General features: G+C 57.5%; 20 protein-coding genes. 14 read left to right on the top strand and 6 right to left on the bottom strand.

The window, feature by feature from the left end; all coding sequences use genetic code 11:
- Position 1: 1 nt before the first annotated feature.
- On the bottom strand, positions 2–1,102 hold the full coding sequence (locus tag QPM17_RS08180) for a M14 family zinc carboxypeptidase (protein ID WP_285390161.1): 1,101 nt from the start codon (positions 1,100–1,102) through the stop codon (positions 2–4).
- A gap of 300 nt (positions 1,103–1,402) precedes the next feature.
- On the opposite strand from QPM17_RS08180, the gene QPM17_RS08175 reads away from it, so the two are divergent.
- The 4 genes from QPM17_RS08175 to QPM17_RS08160 all read left to right on the top strand — a co-directional run bounded on the left by QPM17_RS08175 (position 1,403) and on the right by QPM17_RS08160 (position 5,556).
- Positions 1,403–2,371 carry an ABC transporter substrate-binding protein gene (locus tag QPM17_RS08175; protein ID WP_285390160.1) on the top strand — a complete coding sequence of 323 codons (969 nt, stop codon included), beginning with the start codon at positions 1,403–1,405 and terminating at the stop codon, positions 2,369–2,371.
- Between the two features lie 108 nt (positions 2,372–2,479).
- Entirely contained in the window at positions 2,480–3,514 is a 1,035-nt protein-coding gene (locus QPM17_RS08170) for an ABC transporter permease (RefSeq protein WP_285390159.1), read from the top strand.
- Positions 3,515–3,525: 11 nt separating this feature from the next.
- On the top strand, positions 3,526–4,584 hold the full coding sequence (locus QPM17_RS08165; protein WP_285390158.1) for a quaternary amine ABC transporter ATP-binding protein: 1,059 nt from the start codon (positions 3,526–3,528) through the stop codon (positions 4,582–4,584).
- Between the two features lie 108 nt (positions 4,585–4,692).
- Positions 4,693–5,556, top strand: a complete 864-nt coding sequence (locus tag QPM17_RS08160; protein WP_285390157.1) for a substrate-binding periplasmic protein — start codon at positions 4,693–4,695, stop codon at positions 5,554–5,556.
- Here QPM17_RS08160 and QPM17_RS08155 read toward each other — a convergent pair.
- Positions 5,531–6,280: an META domain-containing protein gene (locus tag QPM17_RS08155; protein WP_285390156.1), complete on the bottom strand. Its 750-nt coding sequence runs from the start codon at positions 6,278–6,280 to the stop codon at positions 5,531–5,533. The genes QPM17_RS08160 and QPM17_RS08155 overlap by 26 nt on opposite strands.
- A 139-nt stretch (positions 6,281–6,419) precedes the next feature.
- On the opposite strand from QPM17_RS08155, the gene QPM17_RS08150 reads away from it, so the two are divergent.
- Positions 6,420–7,157, top strand: coding sequence for a glutathione S-transferase family protein (locus QPM17_RS08150; RefSeq protein ID WP_285390155.1), 738 nt, complete (start codon positions 6,420–6,422; stop codon positions 7,155–7,157).
- Here the strand turns inward: QPM17_RS08150 and QPM17_RS08145 are convergent.
- Positions 7,147–8,160 (bottom strand): helix-turn-helix domain-containing protein, encoded by a 1,014-nt coding sequence (locus QPM17_RS08145; RefSeq protein WP_285390154.1) that lies wholly within the window; start codon positions 8,158–8,160, stop codon positions 7,147–7,149. The genes QPM17_RS08150 and QPM17_RS08145 overlap by 11 nt on opposite strands.
- A 135-nt stretch (positions 8,161–8,295) precedes the next feature.
- On the opposite strand from QPM17_RS08145, the gene QPM17_RS08140 reads away from it, so the two are divergent.
- The 6 genes from QPM17_RS08140 (at position 8,296) to QPM17_RS08115 (ending at position 13,800) form a co-directional block, all read left to right on the top strand.
- On the top strand, positions 8,296–9,219 hold the full coding sequence (locus QPM17_RS08140; RefSeq protein WP_285390153.1) for a sterol desaturase family protein: 924 nt from the start codon (positions 8,296–8,298) through the stop codon (positions 9,217–9,219).
- Between the two features lie 98 nt (positions 9,220–9,317).
- Positions 9,318–10,235 carry an alpha/beta hydrolase gene (locus QPM17_RS08135; protein WP_285390152.1) on the top strand — a complete coding sequence of 306 codons (918 nt, stop codon included), beginning with the start codon at positions 9,318–9,320 and terminating at the stop codon, positions 10,233–10,235.
- A 71-nt stretch (positions 10,236–10,306) separates the two neighbouring features.
- Entirely contained in the window at positions 10,307–11,068 is a 762-nt protein-coding gene (gene modA, locus QPM17_RS08130) for a molybdate ABC transporter substrate-binding protein (RefSeq protein ID WP_285390151.1), read from the top strand.
- 14 nt (positions 11,069–11,082) lie between these two features.
- Positions 11,083–11,763, top strand: coding sequence for a molybdate ABC transporter permease subunit (modB, locus tag QPM17_RS08125; RefSeq protein WP_285390150.1), 681 nt, complete (start codon positions 11,083–11,085; stop codon positions 11,761–11,763).
- Positions 11,760–12,839 (top strand): molybdenum ABC transporter ATP-binding protein, encoded by a 1,080-nt coding sequence (modC, locus tag QPM17_RS08120; protein WP_285390149.1) that lies wholly within the window; start codon positions 11,760–11,762, stop codon positions 12,837–12,839. The genes modB and modC overlap by 4 nt, the downstream gene beginning before the upstream one ends.
- A gap of 73 nt (positions 12,840–12,912) precedes the next feature.
- Positions 12,913–13,800 carry an alpha/beta fold hydrolase gene (locus tag QPM17_RS08115; RefSeq protein WP_285390148.1) on the top strand — a complete coding sequence of 296 codons (888 nt, stop codon included), beginning with the start codon at positions 12,913–12,915 and terminating at the stop codon, positions 13,798–13,800.
- On the opposite strand, the gene crp is transcribed toward QPM17_RS08115, so the two are convergent.
- Positions 13,797–14,438: a cAMP-activated global transcriptional regulator CRP gene (gene crp / locus QPM17_RS08110; protein ID WP_007153756.1), complete on the bottom strand. Its 642-nt coding sequence runs from the start codon at positions 14,436–14,438 to the stop codon at positions 13,797–13,799. The two genes, QPM17_RS08115 and crp, sit on opposite strands and share 4 nt — an antisense overlap.
- A 237-nt stretch (positions 14,439–14,675) precedes the next feature.
- Here crp and QPM17_RS08105 point away from each other — a divergent pair, with 237 nt between their 5' ends.
- From QPM17_RS08105 to QPM17_RS08095, 3 genes are all read left to right on the top strand, one after another.
- Entirely contained in the window at positions 14,676–15,095 is a 420-nt protein-coding gene (locus QPM17_RS08105; RefSeq protein WP_285390147.1) for an OsmC family protein, read from the top strand.
- A 237-nt stretch (positions 15,096–15,332) separates the two neighbouring features.
- Positions 15,333–16,124 carry an adenosylmethionine decarboxylase gene (speD, locus tag QPM17_RS08100; RefSeq protein ID WP_285390146.1) on the top strand — a complete coding sequence of 264 codons (792 nt, stop codon included), beginning with the start codon at positions 15,333–15,335 and terminating at the stop codon, positions 16,122–16,124.
- A 138-nt stretch (positions 16,125–16,262) separates the two neighbouring features.
- Complete coding sequence (locus QPM17_RS08095; RefSeq protein WP_285390145.1) at positions 16,263–17,120, top strand: pirin family protein; 858 nt, start codon at positions 16,263–16,265, stop codon at positions 17,118–17,120.
- Here QPM17_RS08095 and QPM17_RS08090 read toward each other — a convergent pair whose 3' ends face one another.
- Together QPM17_RS08090 and QPM17_RS08085 are read right to left on the bottom strand one after the other, a co-directional pair.
- The gene (locus QPM17_RS08090; RefSeq protein WP_285390144.1) at positions 17,121–17,987 is read right to left on the bottom strand and encodes a phosphoribulokinase; all 867 of its coding nucleotides are present in this window, start codon (positions 17,985–17,987) and stop codon (positions 17,121–17,123) included.
- Positions 17,988–18,005: 18 nt separating this feature from the next.
- Complete coding sequence (locus QPM17_RS08085; RefSeq protein ID WP_285390143.1) at positions 18,006–21,764, bottom strand: DUF1631 family protein; 3,759 nt, start codon at positions 21,762–21,764, stop codon at positions 18,006–18,008.
- Positions 21,765–21,796 lie beyond the last annotated feature (32 nt).

Genomic DNA, 21,796 nt, shown 5'->3' with positions numbered 1-21,796 from the left:
GTCAGTGAGGGTCCCTGTACCAGTGTGCGATAGCAGCTTCCCTAAGCATGGACTCCTCTCCCTCCTGCGGCAACCAGTTTTCATGGTTGGCGGCGGCGCTGACCAGAAAGTCGATGAAGGTCAGGTGGCTTCTCAGAACCCTGCGATGCCGATGGGGGACCAGCGGATTGAAAAACCCGTCCAGGCGCAGCAATTGTCTTGGGCGCTTCTTGATCCAGCGCCAGGAGCCCAGTTCCAGGGTGAGAGGAATAAACACCCCGTCACCGCTGCGGTTTATTCTCTTGTAGAAATAATCCCACAGGTCACCGTGGGTCAGATAGTGGCGGGACTGGGGCTCAAAGCGATAATTATGCTCCGGCCAGGCCTTCTCCCAGATCAGCTTCAAGGCCATAACTGATGCAATTCTTCTCATGGGCCGCCGGCGATAGGCATAGGGAAACCAGATCTGGTCCTGCCAACCGAAGCCCGAGTGGCAGTCCAGGGCGACACTGAAGGAACGGCCTGGCAAAAGCTCCGTGATTACCGACTCCAGTGCCTGGTTCTCCGCTTCCATGCCCTGTTCAGGATTTCCGACAAACCACGGCAGCCGGGGGGAGAAGCGCTGCCCGCCTAACAGGAAAGCACTTTGATCCTGTGCGGTAATTGGAGCATTTCGCATCAGATCAACTCCGTTGGGATTGCTTCTCTGATTCAGATACATTCCGCCCGGATTGAGTATCGGTAACAGGGTAACCCGGACCTTCTGCAGCAATGCCTGGAGATGCCCGTCCCATGAAATCCGGGCGAGCAGATTTCGCAGCCAGGCCATGACCACTTCGCTCCCGATGCGCTCCAGCCCATGAACACCACCCACCAACAGGACCGCCGGGGCTGCAGGCGATTCACTGCCCAGGTCTATCCGGTAGATCGGCAGATCGATCTCCTTCAGGGCAACCCGCGCGAGCGTATTCACAGAGACCTGTTCCGGCGCTTCCGCCAGCAACCGCTCGAGACGAACCATCTCAGGCAGAAAGGCCCTCAGAAGATGGCGTTGATGGCTATCCCGACGGGATTGTTCGGCCGGAACGGCAGAATGGGGGGTCAATTCACGCAATTCGGTCATGGGGCTCTCCGTTCAAAGACAACCCTTCAAACTACTGCAGAATTACTTCAGTTCGTTGACAACGGGACCGGAAATTCAGGAAGGTATGTTTACTTTAACGCCATATTTTTTTCATGAATAGCTTGTAACTCAAACTCAGGGCGTTACTCTTGAAGATACGTAGTAACCGAGGCGATGGCATTTGTCTTGTCCTTTGAACGCGCAGTATCAACAAGGCGTTTTCACTTCTCGAGGGGTCTTCCCGACCACTCTAGCGGAGTTTTTTCCGCGTATTTCCAAAATCAACAAGGAGAACCAACCATGCGAAAGCTAACGCCAGTCGCGCTGCTTTGCGCGATGTCCGCTCCCGCACTTGCACAGGCCGAATGCGGCGAAGTCTCAATCACCGAAATGGGCTGGGCTTCCAACGCCGTTGTTACCGGTGTTGCCAAATTCCTCATGGAGCAGGGTTATGGTTGCGATGTAACTGTGGTTCCCTCCGATACCGTTCCAGCCGTTACCTCAGTTGCAGAAAACGGGGAACCGGACATTGTTACCGAGCTATGGCTCAACTCCGCGGGCGAGGCCTACCTGGAACTGGAAGAGCAGGGTAAGATCGAGCGCGTGGCTGAAGTACTGGACCCGGGCGGTGTTGAAGGTTGGTGGATTCCGACCTACCTGGCCGAAGAGCATCCGGAGCTGACCACCATCGAAGGAATCATGGAAAACCCGGAACTGGTGGACAGCCGCTTCAACAATTGCCCAAGTGGATGGGGCTGCCGCGTAGTCAGTGACAACCTGATTGAAGCACTTGATCTGGAAAGCGCTGGCATTGAGGTGTTCAACCATGGTTCCGGTGAAACTCTGGCAACCTCCATGGCTTCAGCGGTTCAGGCCGAGGAACCCTGGTTTGGCTACTACTGGGGACCGACCGTACCACTTGGAAAATACGATATGACCCGCGTTGACCTTGGGGAGTACAAGCCCGAGGTCCACTCTCGCAACCAGACCCAGGATGCGGAAAACCCGGGCGTATCGGATTTCCCGGCCGCCACGATCCTCACCTCCGTGACCACCGACTTCAAGGACCGGGAGCCGGAAGTGGCGGAAATGCTGAGCCACATGACGTTCAAGACATCCACCATGAGCCAGCTGCTGGCCTGGATGGATTCCAATAACGCTTCTGCCGAGGAAGCAGCGGTGTATTTCCTGAGCAACAACAGCGACGAGTGGTCAGGCTGGCTGAACGATTCAGCCAGGGAACGCCTTGCCAAGGTAATGGGAGAGTAACCTCCACCCCTCCCTGACAGGGTCGGCCCCCCCGGCCCTGTCAACTCCGATAACGGAGAACTCGAAACGAGCCTTTAACATCTCATTGCGACGGGGAACCGACCGCCCATGGCTACCTACGATTTCATATTTTCAGCGCTAGGACTGGAAGACTGGTGCGCAGAAGGCCAGAGTGACGCACCCATGTCGATGGCAGCGTTACTGCAAAAAACCAAGGGAACAACCGGCGAACCCGAATCTCTCTGGGATACGCCTTTCCCCTCCATGGACGCGCTCAACGAATCCTGTGCCGCTTTCCCTAAATCCCGGGAACTGACAAAGGGTCTTGAAGAGGGCTTCCTGTCCATAAAGGACAGTCTGAGCGTTGTTCTGGATCCTTTGACCCAGCCTCTCAGCTGGGCTCTGGACGGTGCCCTCTACGGCATGCTGAATACACCCTGGTGGATCGTCATACCTTTGCTGCTCGCAGTGGTTTTCTTTGTCACCAAGTCCTGGAAACTGGTCGGCTTTGTCGCAGGCAGCCTGTTCCTGCTGGCCTTTATTGACTATTACCGATACGCGATGGAGACGCTATCGATCATCTTTGTCTGCGCCTTTCTGTGCGTACTGTTCGGTGTCCCAATTGGCATAGCCATGTCCCGCAGCGATATGATGCAGCGCCTGACCGTTCCAGTGCTGGACATGCTGCAGACGCTACCGCCGTTCGTGTACCTGATTCCGCTGATTTTCCTGTTCAGCGTGACCGAATCCAAGCTCTATGGTATCGCCATTATTCTGTACGCCATTGTTCCGGTTATACGCCTGACCAACCTGGGCATCCGCCTGGTGGATAAAGACGTGATCGAGGCGGCTGACGCCTTCGGTATGACCAGCCAGCAAAAACTGTTCAAGGTCCAGATTCCTCTGGCGCTGCCCAACATCATGGCAGGTGTAAACCAGACCATCATGATGAGTCTCGCCATGGTTGTTATTGCTTCGCTGGTTTCAGCGCCGGGGCTCGGGGTTCTGGTGCTCCAGGGCATCCGGAATCTCGAACTGGGTGTCGGCCTGGTTGCAGGGCTCGGGATAGTAATTCTGGCGGTGATCCTTGACCGGGTAACCAAGGCCTCACTGGCGCGCATCAACGCCTCACAGAAACAATAAGGGAGCGAACCGTGGACCGGGATATCAAGATTTCCATCCGGAACCTCTACAAGATTTTCGGCCCTACCCCCGATGTTGCCCTTGCGTATGTACGCAGAGGCATGGGGAAAGCCGAGTTGCTGGAAAAGCAGAACCATGTGCTGGGTCTCGAGGATATCAACGTGGACATCCACGAAGGCGAGATTACCGTTATCATGGGGCTTTCCGGCTCCGGTAAGTCGACCCTCATACGTCACCTCAACCGGTTGATCGAGCCTACGGCCGGCAAAATAGAACTGGATGGCAAAAACGTCCTTGATTTCAACGAAGACCAACTCCGAAAGCTACGACGGGAACAGATGTCGATGGTGTTTCAGAAGTTCGCCCTGCTCCCCCACAAGACAGTGCTGGAAAATGCCGGCATGGCATTGCTGGTTCGGGGCTATTCGGTGGAAGAGTTTGAGGGCGAAGCAAAAAAATGGCTTGCGAGGGTGGGCCTGGAAGGCAATGAGTACCAGTATCCGCACCAGCTCTCCGGTGGCATGCAACAGCGCGTGGGGATCGCCCGGGCACTGGCGTCAAACTCACCCATTATGCTGATGGACGAAGCTTTCTCTGCGTTAGACCCATTGATCCGCTCCGACATGCAGGATCTGCTTCTGGAACTGCAGGATGAACTCAAGAAAACCGTTGTGTTCATCACCCATGATCTGGATGAATCCCTGAAGCTGGCGGACCATCTGGTTATCCTCAAGGACGGGCACATCGTACAGCAGGGTGAGCCCCAGGAAATCCTGATGCACCCCAATGACCCCTATATCACCGACTTCATCAGTGATATCAATCGCGCACGGGTTCTCAGAGTGCGTTCAGTCATGACAAAAACCACCACACCACCTACCGACTGCGCCGGTGACATTTCGGATCGGGACAACCTCGAGTCTGTCATCGCAATGTCCAATGGTGATACCGACCTCACCTACCGGGTGATGAAGAAAGGCAACCAGGTGGGAGTTCTCGAAATGAAAGAGCTCGTCAAGGCACTGGTACCACTTGATGCATCAGAGGGTGATGCCCGCAGCCGGTACTGACTTGAGGTCGCCTGGTCAGAGAAAGTCTGGTGGATGACAGAACCGAGACAGGTGGACTATGCTTAAGGGGTCGCCGTAGCTTTGCGGTGCCGCCCCCAGACAACGATAATGGCCAGACTGGCAATAGTTTTTACCGCCGTGCTTCTGCTTTACGGCTGCTCACCTCCTGACAGCGACAGTTTACCTTCGGGTGCTGTTCCGGAGGTGTCTGCTGATCAGACCCTTTCTGAAACCGTCCCCAGCGATGCCACGGAGCCTCGAACGATTGTCATTGCGGCCGACCCCTGGTGTCCCCACAACTGCGAGGCAGGAAGCAATCTCGAGGGTTACATGGTAGACATTGCCCGCGAGGTTCTGGAAGAAGCTGGCTATGCTGTGAAGTACGTCAATGTAAGCTGGGCCAGGGCACTCCAGATGACCAGAGAAGGCCAACTGGACGCAGTGGTAGGCGCCTTTGCAACCGACGCCCCGGATTTCGTGTTTCCGGACATACCCCAGGGGCGCTCAGCCATTGCGCTGTTCACCCATCCTGACAATACCTGGCTTTACACCGGCCCGGAGTCACTGCACGACCAGAAACTACTGGTCATCAATGGGTATTCCTATACCCGGGAACTGGACCAATACATAGAGAAACACGAGGCGGATCACGAGCGGATCTGGGTGATATCCGGGCCTTCACCACTGGACCGGGCCATTGATCTGCTGAACCAGGATCGCACCGATATCTTTGTCGAAGACGCCTACGTCATGGCCTGGTGGAGCGTGAACAGCAACAGAACCACCAGCCCGCCCCGCGAGGCGGGACTGGTCAGCGAGAGCGATGCGTTTGTCGCGTTTTCTCCGGTCAGGGAAGACGCACAAAAGCTGGCAGAACTGCTTACAGAAGGAACCCGGCGGCGGATCGATAACGGCCGGGTCCAGCAGATTCTGGACAGCTATGGACTCAGTCTCTGGACTGAACAGCCCTGATGGTCCGGCCTTCCGACGATATCAGCAGCAACTCGCCACGCCTGCCAATATCAAACCGCTGAATGTCTGCAAGCAACGAGAGAAAGCGGTCTTCCTGATTCATCAACGCCGGTACACAGGCTTTGCTGGTGGAAGCGATCCCGGTAAATCCAAGCCCTTCACCCGTCAGTTTCCAGACACCACTGAACTGATTGCAGGAGGTATTCCCAGCCACCCGATTCTGTGCCAGAAAATTGATGGTAATCCGGGAGCTGTCAATGATACCTGCGCCATCGATGTCCTCGACCACCCATTCCTGCCCACGCAGCAGCTTGCGCGGGTCTCCACCGCAACCCCGGATTTCCTCACCATTTACCTTAAGGCGAACCTGGTTGGGATAGGGCATTCCGGTCATGGAGTCATGGCAGAGCTGAGGAGCGGTTACCAGGGTTATACCGACACCCTCGCCTTCGGCACGGAACGTGCGGCCGGTGGCACTGCTATGAGTGGTTTCGTAGCGCAGCTCAACCGGGCTTTCCCCCATTCGCTCCAGCACCAGTTGGCCCGGCTCCACAATAGCGCGCCAGAACGGCTCATTTCCCCTTGCCGTAAACGGCAGCTCAATGCCCCCGGGTGACAGGCCTCTGGCCTGGGTGGAATGATTGTTTTCAGAGGTGGACGAGCAACCGGCCACCAGTGCGAAAGTTGCCAGCGCCGGCGCAATGCAGCGGGTGAATCCATTCATTGTCAGTTTCCTGTTCCATTAGGGGGTGCCTTTGCGGCAGCTTATTTCGGAAGCGGCCTATTTTAATGCACTGGGGTTACCATTTCCTGCCTCAAAGCATTACGCTTAGGCCATTTAACACGCCGGAGAACACAGAACCATGGCCATCAGACTCTACCAGTTTGCGATATCACATTACTGCGAAAAAGTTCGCTGGGCACTGGACTACAAGGGGTTGAATTACGAAGCCATCAGCCTGCTACCCGGACAGCATGTCAAGACCATCCGCAAGCTCACCGGCGCAGATTCGTCGGTGCCAGTGCTGGATCACGACGGACACCGGGTTCAGGGATCAAAGGAGATCATCGACTACCTGGATGAAACCTTCCCCGAGAACCCGCTGACACCGGCGGACCCGGAAAGCCGTGAGATTGCCCTGGCCTGGGAGCAGCGGCTTGATGATGAAGCCGGGCCCGCCGTGCGCTGCTACTCCTACCACCATTTCCTGCAGCGCCCCAAGATAGTGGTTCCCCTGCTGGCAGCGGGCACCCCTTTCTACAACCGGATTTTTCTGAAGCTGGCCTTCAGCCGGGTGGATGAGATCATGCGCAAGTGGATGAAGATCAATGAAAAAACGGCAGAAAGGTCACGGGAAACCATGGAAGCCTATCTGACCGAACTTGCCAATGCCTATCAGAACCGCCCGTTCCTGGCAGGCCAACGCTTTTCTCGCGCCGATCTCACTGCTGCTGCGCTGTTCGCACCCATGTTCCAACCGGAGCAGTACCCGGTGCCCTGGCCCAAACCGACGAAAATCCCCAACGATATCAAGGCCTGGCTGGACCAGTGGCAACCGAAGATCGAGCCACTGGCGAAGATCTACGCTGCTAATCGCTGAGCTGCTGCCGGCGCTCCCTGCCCGGGGAGTTGCCCGTCCAGCGGCGGTAGGAGCGGGTAAAGGCACTCTGCTCGGAAAAGCCCAGCAGAAGGGCGATATCCGTCAGTGTCAGTGAAGGATCTGCGAGATATTGCCTGGCCAGTTGCTCACGGCTGCGGTCAAGCCATTGCTGCCAGCTAAGCTGGTGCCGGGCCAGTCGCCGCTGCAGGGTGCGGGGTGACATGTGCATGGCACTGGCCGCCCGTGTCAGGGAAGGCTTTCCCTCGGTAATCAGTTTGAGCAACACCTGTTGCAACTGGCGATCAGTACCCGAGCTGTCACCTGAGCTCTCCGGTAGTGCCCGCACCAACGCCCTGGCCTGCCGGTCCAGTAACTCACGCAGGGTTGGGTCCCGCCGTGGCATGGGCAGGCTCAGGTAGTGCAGCGGAAACCGTACCCGGACATGGCTGTCTTGCCAGGTTACCGGACAACCGAAGAATGCTTCGTAAACGCTGGCGGCCTCATCCTCAACCCGCTCCAGAAAACTCACTGCCAGGGGTGGAGGCGCCCGATCAATCTGGCGGCGCATGAAGGTCACCAGGGCGGCAATCGCCGCACCGTCCGCCTGCTGGCCCAGTTCGTTATCCGATGGTGGCCAGCGCATCTCCACCTGATCACCGATGACCTCGATCTCTGCCAGCCTGGTGCCGTAGAACAGGGTTTCGTAGCGCTGATACGCCAGCATGGCCTCCCCCAGTGTATCGGAGGCCAGTACCAGATAGCCCAGAACACCCACATGGCCGGGCAGAACACAGGCCCCGACATCCAGCTCCGGCGCCACACGCCCCGGCACCAATGCCAGCCCCTGCGCCAGCAAATCCCGCCAGACCTGTACCGGCACGTTGTCCCGTGACGCCCAGCGCGCCAGCGCCACCCGCAACGGGCCGGCGTCCAGTCCCTCCTGATCGAGCCAGTCGGAAAGCAGGCCGGTCCAGGCGCCGGTTACACGAATTACCCTTGCCACAAATGATTCTCCGCATGCTCTCAGGCGTCGCTCCAGTTGACGTCGATAATCAATTTTATGGCATAAATTGTCAATTTTTATAAAAACGAATGGAGCAGACTGAAACCGGATCAACAACGACAAGACGGATAGAGCATGGCTTTGATGGATATGATGGAGACGGTACTGGAGGGCAGCGGCCTGCTGGAACTCTGGGAAACCCTGGCCCCCTGGCTGGCACTGGATGAACGACAGCTGATCTTTGTGTTCGCAACACCCGTATTCATTGCGGTCACACTCTGGGAATACCTGCGCATTCGTCATGACCCCACGCGCATGGATGTACCTGAAGCCATCCGCAACTTTGCCCTGGGTGCCGGTTACCAGATGACCGAACTGCTGTTCGCCGGCCTGATCGCCTTTCCGGTTTACGCCTTCCTCTATCACTACCGGATTCTGGATCTGGAGCTGAACTGGGTAACGGGCCTGTTGACCTTTCTGGGAGTGGACTTCTGTTTCTACTGGATGCATCGCTCCAGCCACCGCATTCGATGGTTCTGGGCTGCCCATGTGGTGCATCATTCCTCGGAGCGGATGAATTTCTCCACCGCCATGCGCCAGAACGCCACCAATATCTTCAACGGCATGTGGATCTTCTACCTGCCTCTGGCGTTTGTCGGTTTCAATCCAGTGTGGATCGGCATCGCCTACGCCCTGTCACTGGTTTACCAGTTTTTCGTCCACACCACCCTCGTTGGCAAGCTACCACGCTGGGTGGAACTGGTGTTCAACACCCCCAGCCATCATCGGGTTCATCATGGTCGCAACCCGGGCTATATTGACCGCAATTATGGTGGCACGCTGATTGTCTGGGACCGGCTGTTCGGCACCTTTGCGGCCGAAGATGAGCAGGCACCGCCGGAATACGGCATTACCCGTCCGGTGCACTCCAACAACCTGCTGGTGTTATGGACCCACGAATACCGTGACCTCTTCCGCGCGATGTCCAGGCCCGGAGCACTGCCGCTAAGGTTGAAGCACCTGTGGAAACCGCCAGAATGGGACAGGGAGTCGGAATAGACGCGGGAACACCGGTTTTTTCCGGGTCTGTCTCAATTTCAGACGCGTTTTCCCGCTAAACTCCGGTTACTCCGATCACTAGCCCGGACGCAACCAACATGGATTTGCAGGAAAGCTTCATCAACAGCCCGGACCACCACCGGATTCCGTTACTGTCGTGGGCGCCGGAAAACCCGGCTGCGGTGATGGTAATCGCCCATGGGATGGCAGAGCACGCCGCCCGCTACCAGCCACTTGCTCAATGGCTAACCCAACATGGGGTGGCGGTACTGGCCATCCAGCACCGGGGCCATGGATCACACTGCTCCGATACCGACCTCGGCCACTATGCTGACAGCCGGGGCTGGCAGAAAGTCGTGGACGACCTGCAACAGTCGATTGTCCACGCCAGGAAGCAGTACCCGGACCTCCCGCTGACGCTGTTCGGGCACAGCATGGGGTCATTTATTGCCCAGGCATTCACCCAGCAGTATGGGGATCAGATCGACAACCTGATTCTCTGCGCCACCAATCGCATCGACAAACCGAAGCTGTGGATCTCCCTGGTACTGGTCAGAATTATCAGCCGGTTGCGTGGAAAGCGGCACCACAGCACACTGATCGACAAACTGACGTTTGGCAGCTTCAACAAGGCTTTTGCACCCAATCGCACCAGCCACGACTGGCTGAGCCGCGATCCGCAACAGGTGGACCGATACCTGAAGGACCCCCTCTGCGGTTTTTCCTGCACCGTAGGCCTATGGTCCGACTTTATTGGCGGCATGCTCGAGATCGACCCGCAGGCATGGCGCAGGGATCTTCCGGTCCACCTGCTCGCAGGCGACCACGACCCGGTTGGGGAGATGGGCCGTGGCGTCAGCAGGCACGTGGCCAACCTTCGGGCAGCAGGTGTGGAAGTTGCTTCTGAACGGCTGTTTCCTGGCGCCCGTCACGAGCTGGTCAATGAAACCAATGCCGGCGAGGTATGGGAGCATGTCCTGCACTGCATCCCCCGGCAGACGGTTTCGGAAATCTGAACAATGACGCCGGCCCGCCCGGGACGCTATGATCACTGCCATTCATTTAATAACGGAAGTGAATTTCCTCCATGAAGGTCATTATCCGCTCATTACTGGGCCTGACCCTGCTAATGGCCACCGGAACCACGCTGGCAGGAGAAGTCAGGCTGGCCATTGCCACCAATTTCCACGATGCCTCCGAGGGTCTGGCCGCCAGATTTACAGAAACAACGGGCCATAGCACCCGAATCAGCTACGGATCGACCGGCAAGCTTTATGCGCAGATCCATCATGGCGCACCTTTTGATGTGTTTCTCGCCGCAGATCAGGAGCGGCCGGAACTGATGGAACAGAACGGTTCCGGAGTGTCCGGCACTCGCTTCACCTACGCATTGGGAAAGCTGGTGCTCTGGAGCCCGGACCCGCACGCATTCGCGGATCCGGCGGCGTTCCTGCGTTCCGGTGATTTCCACCGCCTGGCCATAGCCAACCCCAGAACCGCTCCCTACGGCCTGGCAGCCCGGCAAACCCTGGAAAGCCTCGGCCTGTGGACCACACTGGAAAACCGGCTGGTCAGGGGTGAATCCATCGCCCAGACGTTCCAGTTTGTCGCCACCGGTAACGCGAGAGCGGGATTCGTGGCCCTGGCCCAGCTTCGTGATGCCCATGAAGGAGGGGCACGCTGGGACGTACCCGACACCCACCACAAACCTATCGCCCAGCAGGCTATTCTCCTGGAGCGGGGCAAGGACAACGACGCTGCCAGAGCATGGCTGGATTTCCTGGCCAGCAGTGAAGCGCAGGACATTATCCGACAATACGGCTACGATATCCCGCAAGCGCCCGATTAACCCATGGAGTATCAATGAGCCCGGAATGGCAGACCGTCTGGCTGACCCTGAAACTCGCCGGTATCACCACCGTCCTGCTGATGGTTATCGGCACGCCCATTGCGTGGTGGCTTGCCCGCAGCAGTCACTGGCTCAGACAACCCATAGCCGCAATTGTGGCGCTACCTCTGGTCCTGCCACCTACGGTGCTCGGGTTTTACCTGCTGCTTCTGATGGGGCCTGAGGGAATGGTAGGCACGCTGACGGACAGCCTGGGGCTTGGCACGCTGCCCTTCACCTTTGCAGGACTGGTGGTCGCATCAGTGATCTACTCGCTGCCCTTCACGGTGCAGCCACTGGAGAACGTGTTTTCCACCGTTAACGAGCGGATGCTGGAGGTCGCCGCCACGTTGCGGGCATCGCCGCTGGACCGGTTTTTCTCTGTAGTCATCCCTCTGGCCCGCCCGGGTTTCCTGACTGCGGCAGTGCTGACCTTTGCCCATACCCTGGGTGAATTTGGTGTAGTACTGATGATCGGCGGCAATATTCCCGGCGAAACCCGCGTGCTGTCGGTGGCAATCTACGACCATGTGGAAACCCTGGAGTACGGTAAGGCCCATCTCCTGGCCGGCGGCATGCTGGTGTTTTCATTTCTGGTTCTGCTGACGCTCTATCTGATCAACGGCCGCCTGAATAACGGGAACCTCAAATCATGAGAGAGCCCGGAATTCTTGCCCGCTTTGACGCCGGTTTCGAACGCTTCAGGATGCAGGTTGACCTCCAGCTACCGGGAAACGGCGTTACCGCGCTGTTTGGCCATTCCGGCTGCGGCAAAACCACGTTGTTGCGGTGCATTGCCGGCCTGCAGGCCTGCTCCGGTCGACTGTCCGTAAACGGAGATGTGTGGCAGGACCACAACGTCAGCCTGCCAGTCCATAAACGTCCCCTGGCATACGTATTCCAGGAAACCAGTCTTTTCCCTCACCTGTCGGTCAAAGGCAACCTTGACTTTGGCTATCGGCGCACGCCGGCGACACAACGCCGAATCCACCCGCAGCAGGTCATTGACTGGCTACGCCTCTCGCGTCTACTGGACCGCATGCCCGAACGCCTTTCTGGAGGCGAACGCCAGCGCGTGGCCATTGCCAGGGCCCTGCTGACGAGCCCCCGGCTGCTACTGATGGACGAGCCGCTATCGGCACTGGACCAGGCCAGCAAACGGGACATCCTGCCCTACCTGGAAACGCTGAGGGACACCCTGGATATTCCCATTGTCTATGTATCCCACTCTGCGGCCGAGGTGGCCCGGCTGGCAGATCACATTGTGATGATGGATCAGGGTCGAGTGGTTGCCCAGGGCGGACTGCAGGAAACACTGGCACGGCCCGACCAGCCATTTGCGCTTGAGGAGGATGCCGCTGTGATCGTTCCTGCCGTCATCCGGGAACGGGATCTTCAGTGGCACCTCTGCCGTGCCGAATTCGAAGGGGGCAGCCTGTGGTTGCGGGACGACCACCAGCCCGAACCCGGCACACGGGTCAGGCTCCAGATACTGGCTCGGGACGTGAGTATCGCCCTGGCCGCCAATCAGGACCAGAGTATCCAGAACCTGCTTCCGGCCAGGGTGATGGACATGTCAGCGGAGCAGCGCCCGGGCATGACCACCGTTAGCCTGCAAGCGGGTGAGACCTCCTTCCTGGCCCGGATTACCAGTCGTTCGGCGCACCAACTTGGACTCGGCCCCGGCATGGAAGTCTGTCTGCAGATCAAGAGCGTGGCCATTATCGAATAACTGGCCCGTCCGGCATAGGCCCGGATGATCCTGCCACGCTACTCTGGATTCCGGACCAGATCGGAGAGCCGGAATGCCAGAAACACATCAGTGGATAAACAACAACGGTGTCAACCTGTACGTGGTCACAGAGGGCGACCCGCATCAACCTGCGCTGGTACTTGTCCACGGCTACCCCGACAATCACTCGGTCTGGGATGCCGTTACCCGGCACCTTGTCAGCCATTACTTTGTTATTCGCTACGACGTGCGTGGTGCTGGCCGCTCCTCTTCCCCCGCAAGCACCAGGGACTATGGGATGCATTACCTGGCTGCGGATCTGGCCTGCGTCGTGGACACGGTTATTCCTGGCCGGTCATTTCACCTGGCAGGCCATGACTGGGGCTCCATACAGAGCTGGGAATCCGTGACAACCAGGCCCCTCTCATCAAGGGTCCTGTCCTACACCACCATTTCCGGCCCCTGCATCGATCATGTGGCGACCTGGATTCGCGGTAACCTTACAGCCAACGGAAAAACGGGCAGAAGGAAGGTTCTGCAGCAACTGGCCAGCTCCTGGTACGTTCTCCTGTTCCAGTTACCGCTGCTACCTGAAGCGCTCTGGTATATCGGACTGGACCGGCTCTGGCCCACCTATCTTGCCCGCAGGGAACAGGTGACCAACTCGATTCCCGATCCATTCCAGAAAAAGGATGGTTGCCATGGTGTCAAACTCTATCGGGCCAACTTCCTGCCACGACTACTCCGCCCAAGGTCAAGGCATGCCTTTTGCCCAGTACAGCTGATCGTGCCAGGGCAGGACAATTATGTGGGGCAACAGCTCACGGAGGACCTGGAACAATGGTCCGGTAAACTGGTAAGAAGGGATATTGATGCGCCACACTGGGTTGTGTTGACGCATCCAGAGGAAATTGCAGGCTGGATCGACGAGTTCGCCCGGACCCAGGAAGGGGCAACCTAGCGAGTGCCGTACACCACCATGGTTTTGCCCTTTACCCGAACCAGACCCTGATCTTCGAGAGTTTTCAGGACCCGGCCAACCATCTCACGGGAGCAGCCCACAATGCGACCGATTTCCTGGCGCGTAATCTTGATCTGCATGCCATCCGGGTGAGTCATGGCATCCGGCTCTTTGCACAGATCCAACAGGGTACGGGCAACGCGGCCGGTCACATCCAGGAAAGCCAGATCGCCTACCTTGCGGGTGGTCTGGCGCAGGCGTGACGCCATCTGCTCCCCGATAAAGTACAGTACCCTCGGATCCTGCTGGGCAATTTCGCGGAACTTGGTGTAGCTGATCTCGGCAACTTCGCACTCGGTCTTGGCCTTAACCCAGGCGCTACGGGAGTCCATGTTGTCGAACAACCCCATCTCGCCAAAGAAATCCCCGGCGTTCAGGTAGGCCATAATCATCTCGCGACCGTCGTCATCTTCAATAATGACGGTAACGGACCCCTTTACGATGTAGAAGAGAGAGTCGCTTTTATCTCCTGCATAGATAATGGTGCTTTTGGCAGGGTAACGCCGGCGATGGCATTGTGAAAGAAAGTAGTCCAGGTGCTTGGTTTTCTGCTCAACCGGCTTGACGATAGTGGCCATAGTGCGAGTCATGCCTCCTTAGTACTGGCGGGATCCCGATGTTTTTATTAACCCTGCTTTCCCTGCGGGTTTATTCGTTATGAGAGCAACTTATAACAAGATGGCCCCGTTTCGGCAACCTGAAACAGTATAGACCAGATCAAAAGAGTTGCCTTGTTGCCAGGCTGCCGGACAATCCGGGATGTGCTAGCATCCCAGCCAATTGTACGTTATTTCCCATCCGGAGCACGAAAACAGATGAAGGCAACCATTGACTGGACCGGCGACGCCAGCTTCAGAGCAACCAGTGGCAGCGGCCACGCCATACAGATGGACGGGCCACCGGGCCATGGTGGCAAAGACCTCGGCCCCCGCCCCATGGAGATGATACTGATGGGCCTGGGCGGCTGCTCCTCCTTTGATGTCATGAGCATTCTGCAGAAAAGCCGACAGGAAGTAACGGCCTGCCACGCAGAACTGGACGCGGAACGGGCCGATTCGGTGCCGGCAGTGTTTACCCGCATTCACCTGCACTTTGTGGTTACCGGAAACAACCTGAAGGAAAACCTGGTAAAAAGGGCGGTCAGCCTTTCTGCGGAAAAATACTGTTCCGCCTCCATCATGCTGGAGAAAGCCGGGGTGAAAATTACCCACAGCCATGAGATCCGCGAGGCCTGACCCTGTATGGCATCCGTTACAGATCATCGGCCCCGACAGGCAAGGACAATTACGGATGCTACAATATTGTTCTGAACTCTACCCAAAACAAGGGTCGGTGTGCATAATACGCACCCTCTCCGCCGGTCTGCGCAAAAGGTAAACATCCCGGTCAGTTATCGGTGGCGGCCTTGGTGGCATGCAGCAAACAGGCATGACCACTGACACTCATCTCCAGACACTTTGGGGGGGCTGAACATGGAAACCAAACTACAGCTGCATGGTTTCAATAACCTGACCAAATCACTGAGCTTCAACATCTACGACATCTGTTATGCGCAGACCGAAGAGCAACGTGAAGCCTATATTGATTACATCGACGAGATGTACAACGCAGAGCGTCTGACCCAGATCCTTACCGATGTGGTCAAGATCATTGGCGCTAATGTACTCAATATTGCCCGCCAGGACTACGAGCCCCACGGCGCGTCCGTCACCATGCTGATTGCCGAGCACGAACTCAGCAGCGGCGAACCTGACAACGAGGAATCACCGGGCCCGCTTCCGGATGCCATCGTGGCACACCTGGACAAGAGCCACGTCACGGTTCACACCTACCCGGAAAGCCACCCCTATGAGGGCATCAGCACCTTTCGCGCGGATATCGACGTGTCCACCTGTGGCCTGATCTCACCGCTGAAGGTGCTGAATTACCTGATCCACAGCTTCGATTCCGACGTGGTCACCGTGGACTACCGTGTACGCGGGTTCACCCGCGACGTGGATGGCACCAAGCACTACATCGACCACGACATCAACTCGATCCAGAACTACCTGACCGAGGACACCCAGAACGCCTACCAGATGATTGACGTCAACGTGTACCAGGAAAACCTGTTCCACACCAAGATGATGCTCAAGAACTTCAATCTGGATAACTACGTGTTCGGGGTCAATGCCAGTGATCTGGACCCGGAAGAAGCCCGTTCCATTGAAGAGCGCCTGAGACGGGAAATGCTGGAAATGTTCTATTCCCGCAACGTGGAATGAATTGCACCTGATACCGGCAATGGCCCTCCATTGCCGGACCTTCAGTTTTTTTGATGTCCCCTTCCAGAATTCTCCGGTTTATTCCCTGGCCTCCAGGGGCGTTTAATAGGCGGTATACCCTTTCAGGAGGAATACGCCATGCCCCTGCGATCCATCAGACAGACTATCCCCGCTCTGGAAACATCGGACGGTGCCGGAGTTCGCATCAGGCGCTCACTCGGCCAGCATCAGAACATCCGTCTTGATCCATTCCTGATGCTGGATGAGTTCGGCTCCGATCAGCCCCGGGACTATATGGCCGGCTTTCCCTCCCATCCCCACCGGGGGTTCGAGACGGTTACCTACATGATCGAGGGCCACATGCTCCACGAGGATCATCTGGGCAATCGCGGCAACCTGAAAAACGGCGGTGTTCAATGGATGACCGCCGGGCGCGGGATTGTACACTCGGAGATGCCCCAACAGGAGTCCGGACAGATGCGGGGCTTCCAGCTCTGGCTCAACCTGCCCGCAGCCGAAAAAATGAAGCCAGCCGGTTACCGTGACATCCAGCCGGAGGACATACCGGCTATTACCGTGGACGGCGGCCTGGTGAAACTGATTGCCGGCACAATAGCGACTGAAGGGCAGGAACACCAGGGAGCCGTCATTGGAGGCAGCACCAGCCCCCTGTATGCGGACATTCATCTGGAACCGGGTAAGGAAACCCTGCTACCGGTCAGTCCGGAACTGAGAGGCATGCTCTATCTTTACGAGGGTGAAGCCTCACTGGTCTCGGAGGAGGGGTCGAAAGCCCTTCAGTCATCAGCGGCCAGCATTCTGTCGGAGGGTGACAGCATCCGGATCGGAGCTGGCGAAAACGGTGCGCGCCTGCTGCTGATTGCCGGCAGGCCCATTGGCGAACCCGTTGTCCAGTATGGCCCATTTGTCATGAACACCCGGGAAGAGGTCGAACAGGCCCTGCGGGATTATCGCGACGGTCGTCTGACCGCCTGATCATGCAAAGGGCTTGTGGGCCATAAGCTCCGATACCAGTGGCCGCATGATCAGGTCCATGGCCAGTGACAACTTGGTTCCCGGAATGACCAGGGTGTCATGACGGGACAGGCTGCTGCCGGCAATCATCTGCAGCAGATAGGGAAAATCCACGTCCGACGGATCGCGGAAATGGATAACGATCAGGCTCTCGTCCTCGGTGGGGACATCGCGCACAACAAATGGGTTGGAGGTGTCCACCAGGGGAATACGCTGGAAGTTTACGTGGGTGTGGGAAAATTGCGGAACAATGTCGTGTACATAGTCGTCCATGCGGTTGACGATGGTCTGCACCACTGCATCCTGGGAATAGCCGCGCTTATTGGTATCACGATGGATTTTCTGGATCCATTCAAGATTGACAATGGGCACCACCCCCACCAGCAGGTCCACGTACTGGGCGATGTTGTAGGCCTCACTGACAACGCCGCCGTGTAACCCCTCATAGAAAAGCAGATCGGTCTCCGGCGCCAACGGCCCCCAGGGAGTAAAAGTACCGGGTTTATAGCCGGCTTCAATCAGTTTCCTGTCTTCGTCATGAACATACTCGCGAAACTGACCGTTGCCGGTGTGGCCGTAGTCATAAAACAGCGCCTCCAGCTTGTCGATGTGGTTGGCCGCCAGCGCAAAGTGGTTACGCTCACCAAACTGGCCTTTGGCAGCAAGGCGAGCCATCTGTTCACGGTTGTAGCGATGAAAACTGTCGCCACTGACCATGGCAGCCCGAAGACCTTCACCGGCGAAAAGGCGGCTGAAAATCATCCCGGTAGTGGTGGTGCCGGCACCAGATGAGCCGGTAACCGCAATGATCGGATGGCGTTTTGACATAACAGGTAGTCCGGAAAGTCAGTCCAGGCTGGTGAGCAGCCTCGGCTTTTCGATGATGAAACCCTGAGCGTAATCCACGCCCAGACTGGTCAGCATATCGAGAACCTCACGGGATTCAACCTGAGAGGCGATTACTTCCCGTTTCATGTAATGAGCCATGTCTACCATCGACTTCACCATGGCCTGGTCCGTTTCACTGGTATCCAGCTGGCTGGTGAATGCACTGTCCAACTTTATAAAGGCGACCGGCAGGCTGCGCATGAACTGGAATGACGTTGGTCCGCTGCCGAAATCACCCAGACAGAACCGGCACCCAAGTTCCTTCATTTCCTCGATGAACTCGGAAATGCCCTGAAGATCGTTGATAGCCGAGGCTTCGGTAATCTCGAACCAGATTCTTTCAATGGGGGCGTCTTTCTGGCTCAGCTTGTCGTAGATGAACTCCATCAACAGCTGATCGTTCAGCGAATGCCCGGACAGGTTTATGCAAATTCCACCCATGTGCTCCGGGTCAGGCGCCTTGTCCCGGAGCCAGTCCAGCATCTGCCCCACCACCCAGCGATCAACCGCCTGCATGCGGTCGTAGCGCTCAGCCATACGGACAAAATCCTTGCCGGTAATCAGGTTGCCACTGTCGTCATACATGCTGATGAGGATTTCGTACTGTGGCACCATGGTTGTATGTGGATGAAGCGGAATAATCTTCTGGCAACGCAGCAACATACGCTCTTCATTGAGGTCCCCCAGATTGGCCACCTTGGCGGCAATCTGCTCCTGACGGGCGTGGTCGTGGGCGTCCAGAGAATACTCCATCACATTGCCATGGCCGCGTTTCTTGGCCGCTTTCATGGCCTCCTCCGCTGCTTTCAGCCAGCGTTCGGCATTGGCCAGCGCCGGCATTTCATGTGCCAGACCGGCACTGGCCGAGAGGTGATAACTGCCGCTATCAAAACGGAATTCCATGGCCTCGATGGCTGACACGATGCCTCGGGTAGCTTCCAGGGCGCTCTCCGCCGGCAGCATCAGCGCAAATTCGTTACCGGACAATCGTGCCAGTGGCATGCCATCCCCCACATGGCTACGGAGCACATCCGCTACCATCCGTAAGGCTTCATCGCCCGCCTGGTAACCGGCAGTATCATTGAGGAGCCGGAACTGGCGCAGGTCAAGCCGGACCAGCGCCCGCTCATCCTCACGGCGAGACAGTTGCTGCTCCAGCATCCGCTCAAATTCACGGCGTCCCAACAACCCTGTCAGCTCATCGTGGGTGGACGCCCAGGACAGCTGGTCATAGACCTTACGCACCATGCGGTCGATGCTTTCATCCACCAGCGGCCTCTCGTACTGGCTGTCCGGAACGATGATGCCCTTACGCATATGCTGGGCGAGCGCCTCCAGCTGCAGCTCCACTACCCTCATGCCCTGATGGTTAACGAAGACAAACCGGCTGAAACCGCGGGCAACCCAGACCAGGCGAATATACTGTGGCTCGTCCGGCTTTTCCTGATCCCTGAGCCAGTCACCGGTACGTAACTGCTGGGCGCGATTGATCCAGCGCTGCAGACTGCGCTGCTCACGCTCGGACAGCGTCTGTCTCTTGTCGTCCTCAGTCTTGACTGGCGGAATTTCCACCATTTCAGGCGGGCTTTCAGGGCGACGGACCAGGAACTGCTTGAGCTCGTCGCGAATCTGGGAAGACGGCATATGGTTACTGGAGATGGAAGCCAGTCCGTCCTGGATCACCCGCAGCAGTTCTGGCAGGTTGATACTGCTCTCGGGGTCGTCTGCGAACGTCATCAACGAATCAATGACGGAAAGATAATCCTGCCACAGTGGGCTGTCCTGACCCTGGCGGATCCAGGTGAGTGACAACAGGTCACGCCACCCACCGTCCAGCAGGCTGACCACAGCTCTCGGTACCTTCCGCCCCGCCAGCTTCCGCTCAAGAACGGCCGCAACAGCCTTCTTGGACTCGGAAACCTTCTGGGCACCCTCGGCAGCGGCCGTCACCCGCTCGACATTACGCCGGTAAACGAGATTCTGTCGATCAATCAGCGCATCCAGCTCCTGAACTGCGCTATCGAACACGCCTGTATCCTGCTCGAAATCGGTGGCAATTCGCTGAACCAGCTCGTCAACCCGGCGCTGAACCACTGGATTGATACGCCCGCCCCTGACCCCCAGCTGAGCCAGCCGGTTCATGACACCACGTACCGGACTGTCCTGATCGTCGAAGAACTCCGGATCCCGCATCACCACTTTCAGCACCGGCACTTCCAGCTGGCGTATCCGCGACTGGGCATATTCGCTGAGCTTCGGACTTTCCACCACACTTTTGAAGAACCGGTCCACCACGTCCAGGGTGCTTTGCTGCTCTTCACCAAGGGCGTGTTCACCACTCTCCCGCACGCGCTCCACGACTCGCTCCCGCAGCGAGGGCTGCTCGGAACTGGCGGTCGCTGCCTGCAACTGGAGCTCCTGGAGCTGCTTCTGCAATTCGCCTGCGGATAGCTCCCGGGCACCGGGTGTAAACTCTGCCGGTGCCACATCTCCACGAGCCAGGCGGCTGGCAGCCAGTGTTCCAAGCAGATTTTTCACGGTCGCAAAAGCCGTCTGCGCCGCCGTGGCATAGCCCCGGAATTCCGATGCTGATTTACGGCCGGAAAAGCTGGACACTTTGCGTTCCGGGGCCGGGGGCTCTACTGAGGGAGTGTTGGCCTGCTGTGCCTGCACCTCCGGTCTGGATGGCTCAGGCGACTTTTTTTCGTTTTCCCCGGTATCCGAGGGCATCTGTTCACTTAAATACTTGCTCAGATCCAGGTCCGGCAATACACCATGGCGAACCAGAATATTATTCAGCTCCCGATACAAAGGGCCAAGATGCATCAGCACCGACTTTTCAAACACCTTGAGACAGACCTTCTCCACTTCCCGACCGGCCTTCAACAGGGTTAAGCCCGAATGGAAGGATTCGCAGATCAGCGAGGGGCCGAGCGGATTGTGGTGCCCGGTGGAGTTGGCAATTCCCAACTTATCAAGGCGCAGCTTCAGTTGCAGCAGATCCCCCCGATACTGGGTATCCGCCTTGGTAACCATCACACGGATCGTCAACCAGTCCTCGAACTCGCCCTTGTCCACCACCGACAACTCTGCCCCGGGAGCTCCCCTGGGTGCCGGTTTGAGGGGTGACTCCAGGCTCCGTGCCATCTGACGCCATATCACCCGCTGACGCGCCTGCAGCTGACCTGAGGCGTCCATGAACTCATTCGCCTGCTGATCATTCCCCGCTTTCTGGGCGGCCTCTCTCAGGGCTGCTGTCATCTGCACGAAGCAAGCGTCCATCAACGGTTCTATATACTGGACGACCGCTTTTGCTGACTGGTGCAAAACGAACTGGATCTTGTCGCTGGGCGCGTGCAACGAGGCCCGGTCCTGGTGACGATTAGCACCACATTGTTCCAGCATGGCACTGACGGCTTCAGGATTGGAGCGGGTAAAAGCCACACCCATGGCACCGTCGATCCGGCGCATGACGCTTACATGCAGTTCGTGACGTTTGCGGCCATCAGGACTACGGAAACGGACCACCAGTTCCGGCGTGTTCCGGGCAAGCACCTGATCGAGTTTTTTCGACGTTTCCCCGGAATAGCGCACAAAAAGGCCCTCTGCGCAGAAATCCGCTATCTGGCAGGGCAGGTTTTCGCCACTGCCAACGTCCAGCTGGGCAGCGAGTTTGATCGGTTGGCGGGGGCTCGAACGACGTTCTTTCGGATCCATGAACTACCTGATTTCTGGCAAAGCCTGGTGAC

This window comes from Marinobacter azerbaijanicus, from assembly GCF_030250645.1.
GTDB classification, from domain to species: domain Bacteria; phylum Pseudomonadota; class Gammaproteobacteria; order Pseudomonadales; family Oleiphilaceae; genus Marinobacter; species Marinobacter azerbaijanicus.
Note: the sequence above shows the minus strand (reverse complement) of the source record. Positions and strands in the feature narration are given on the sequence as shown.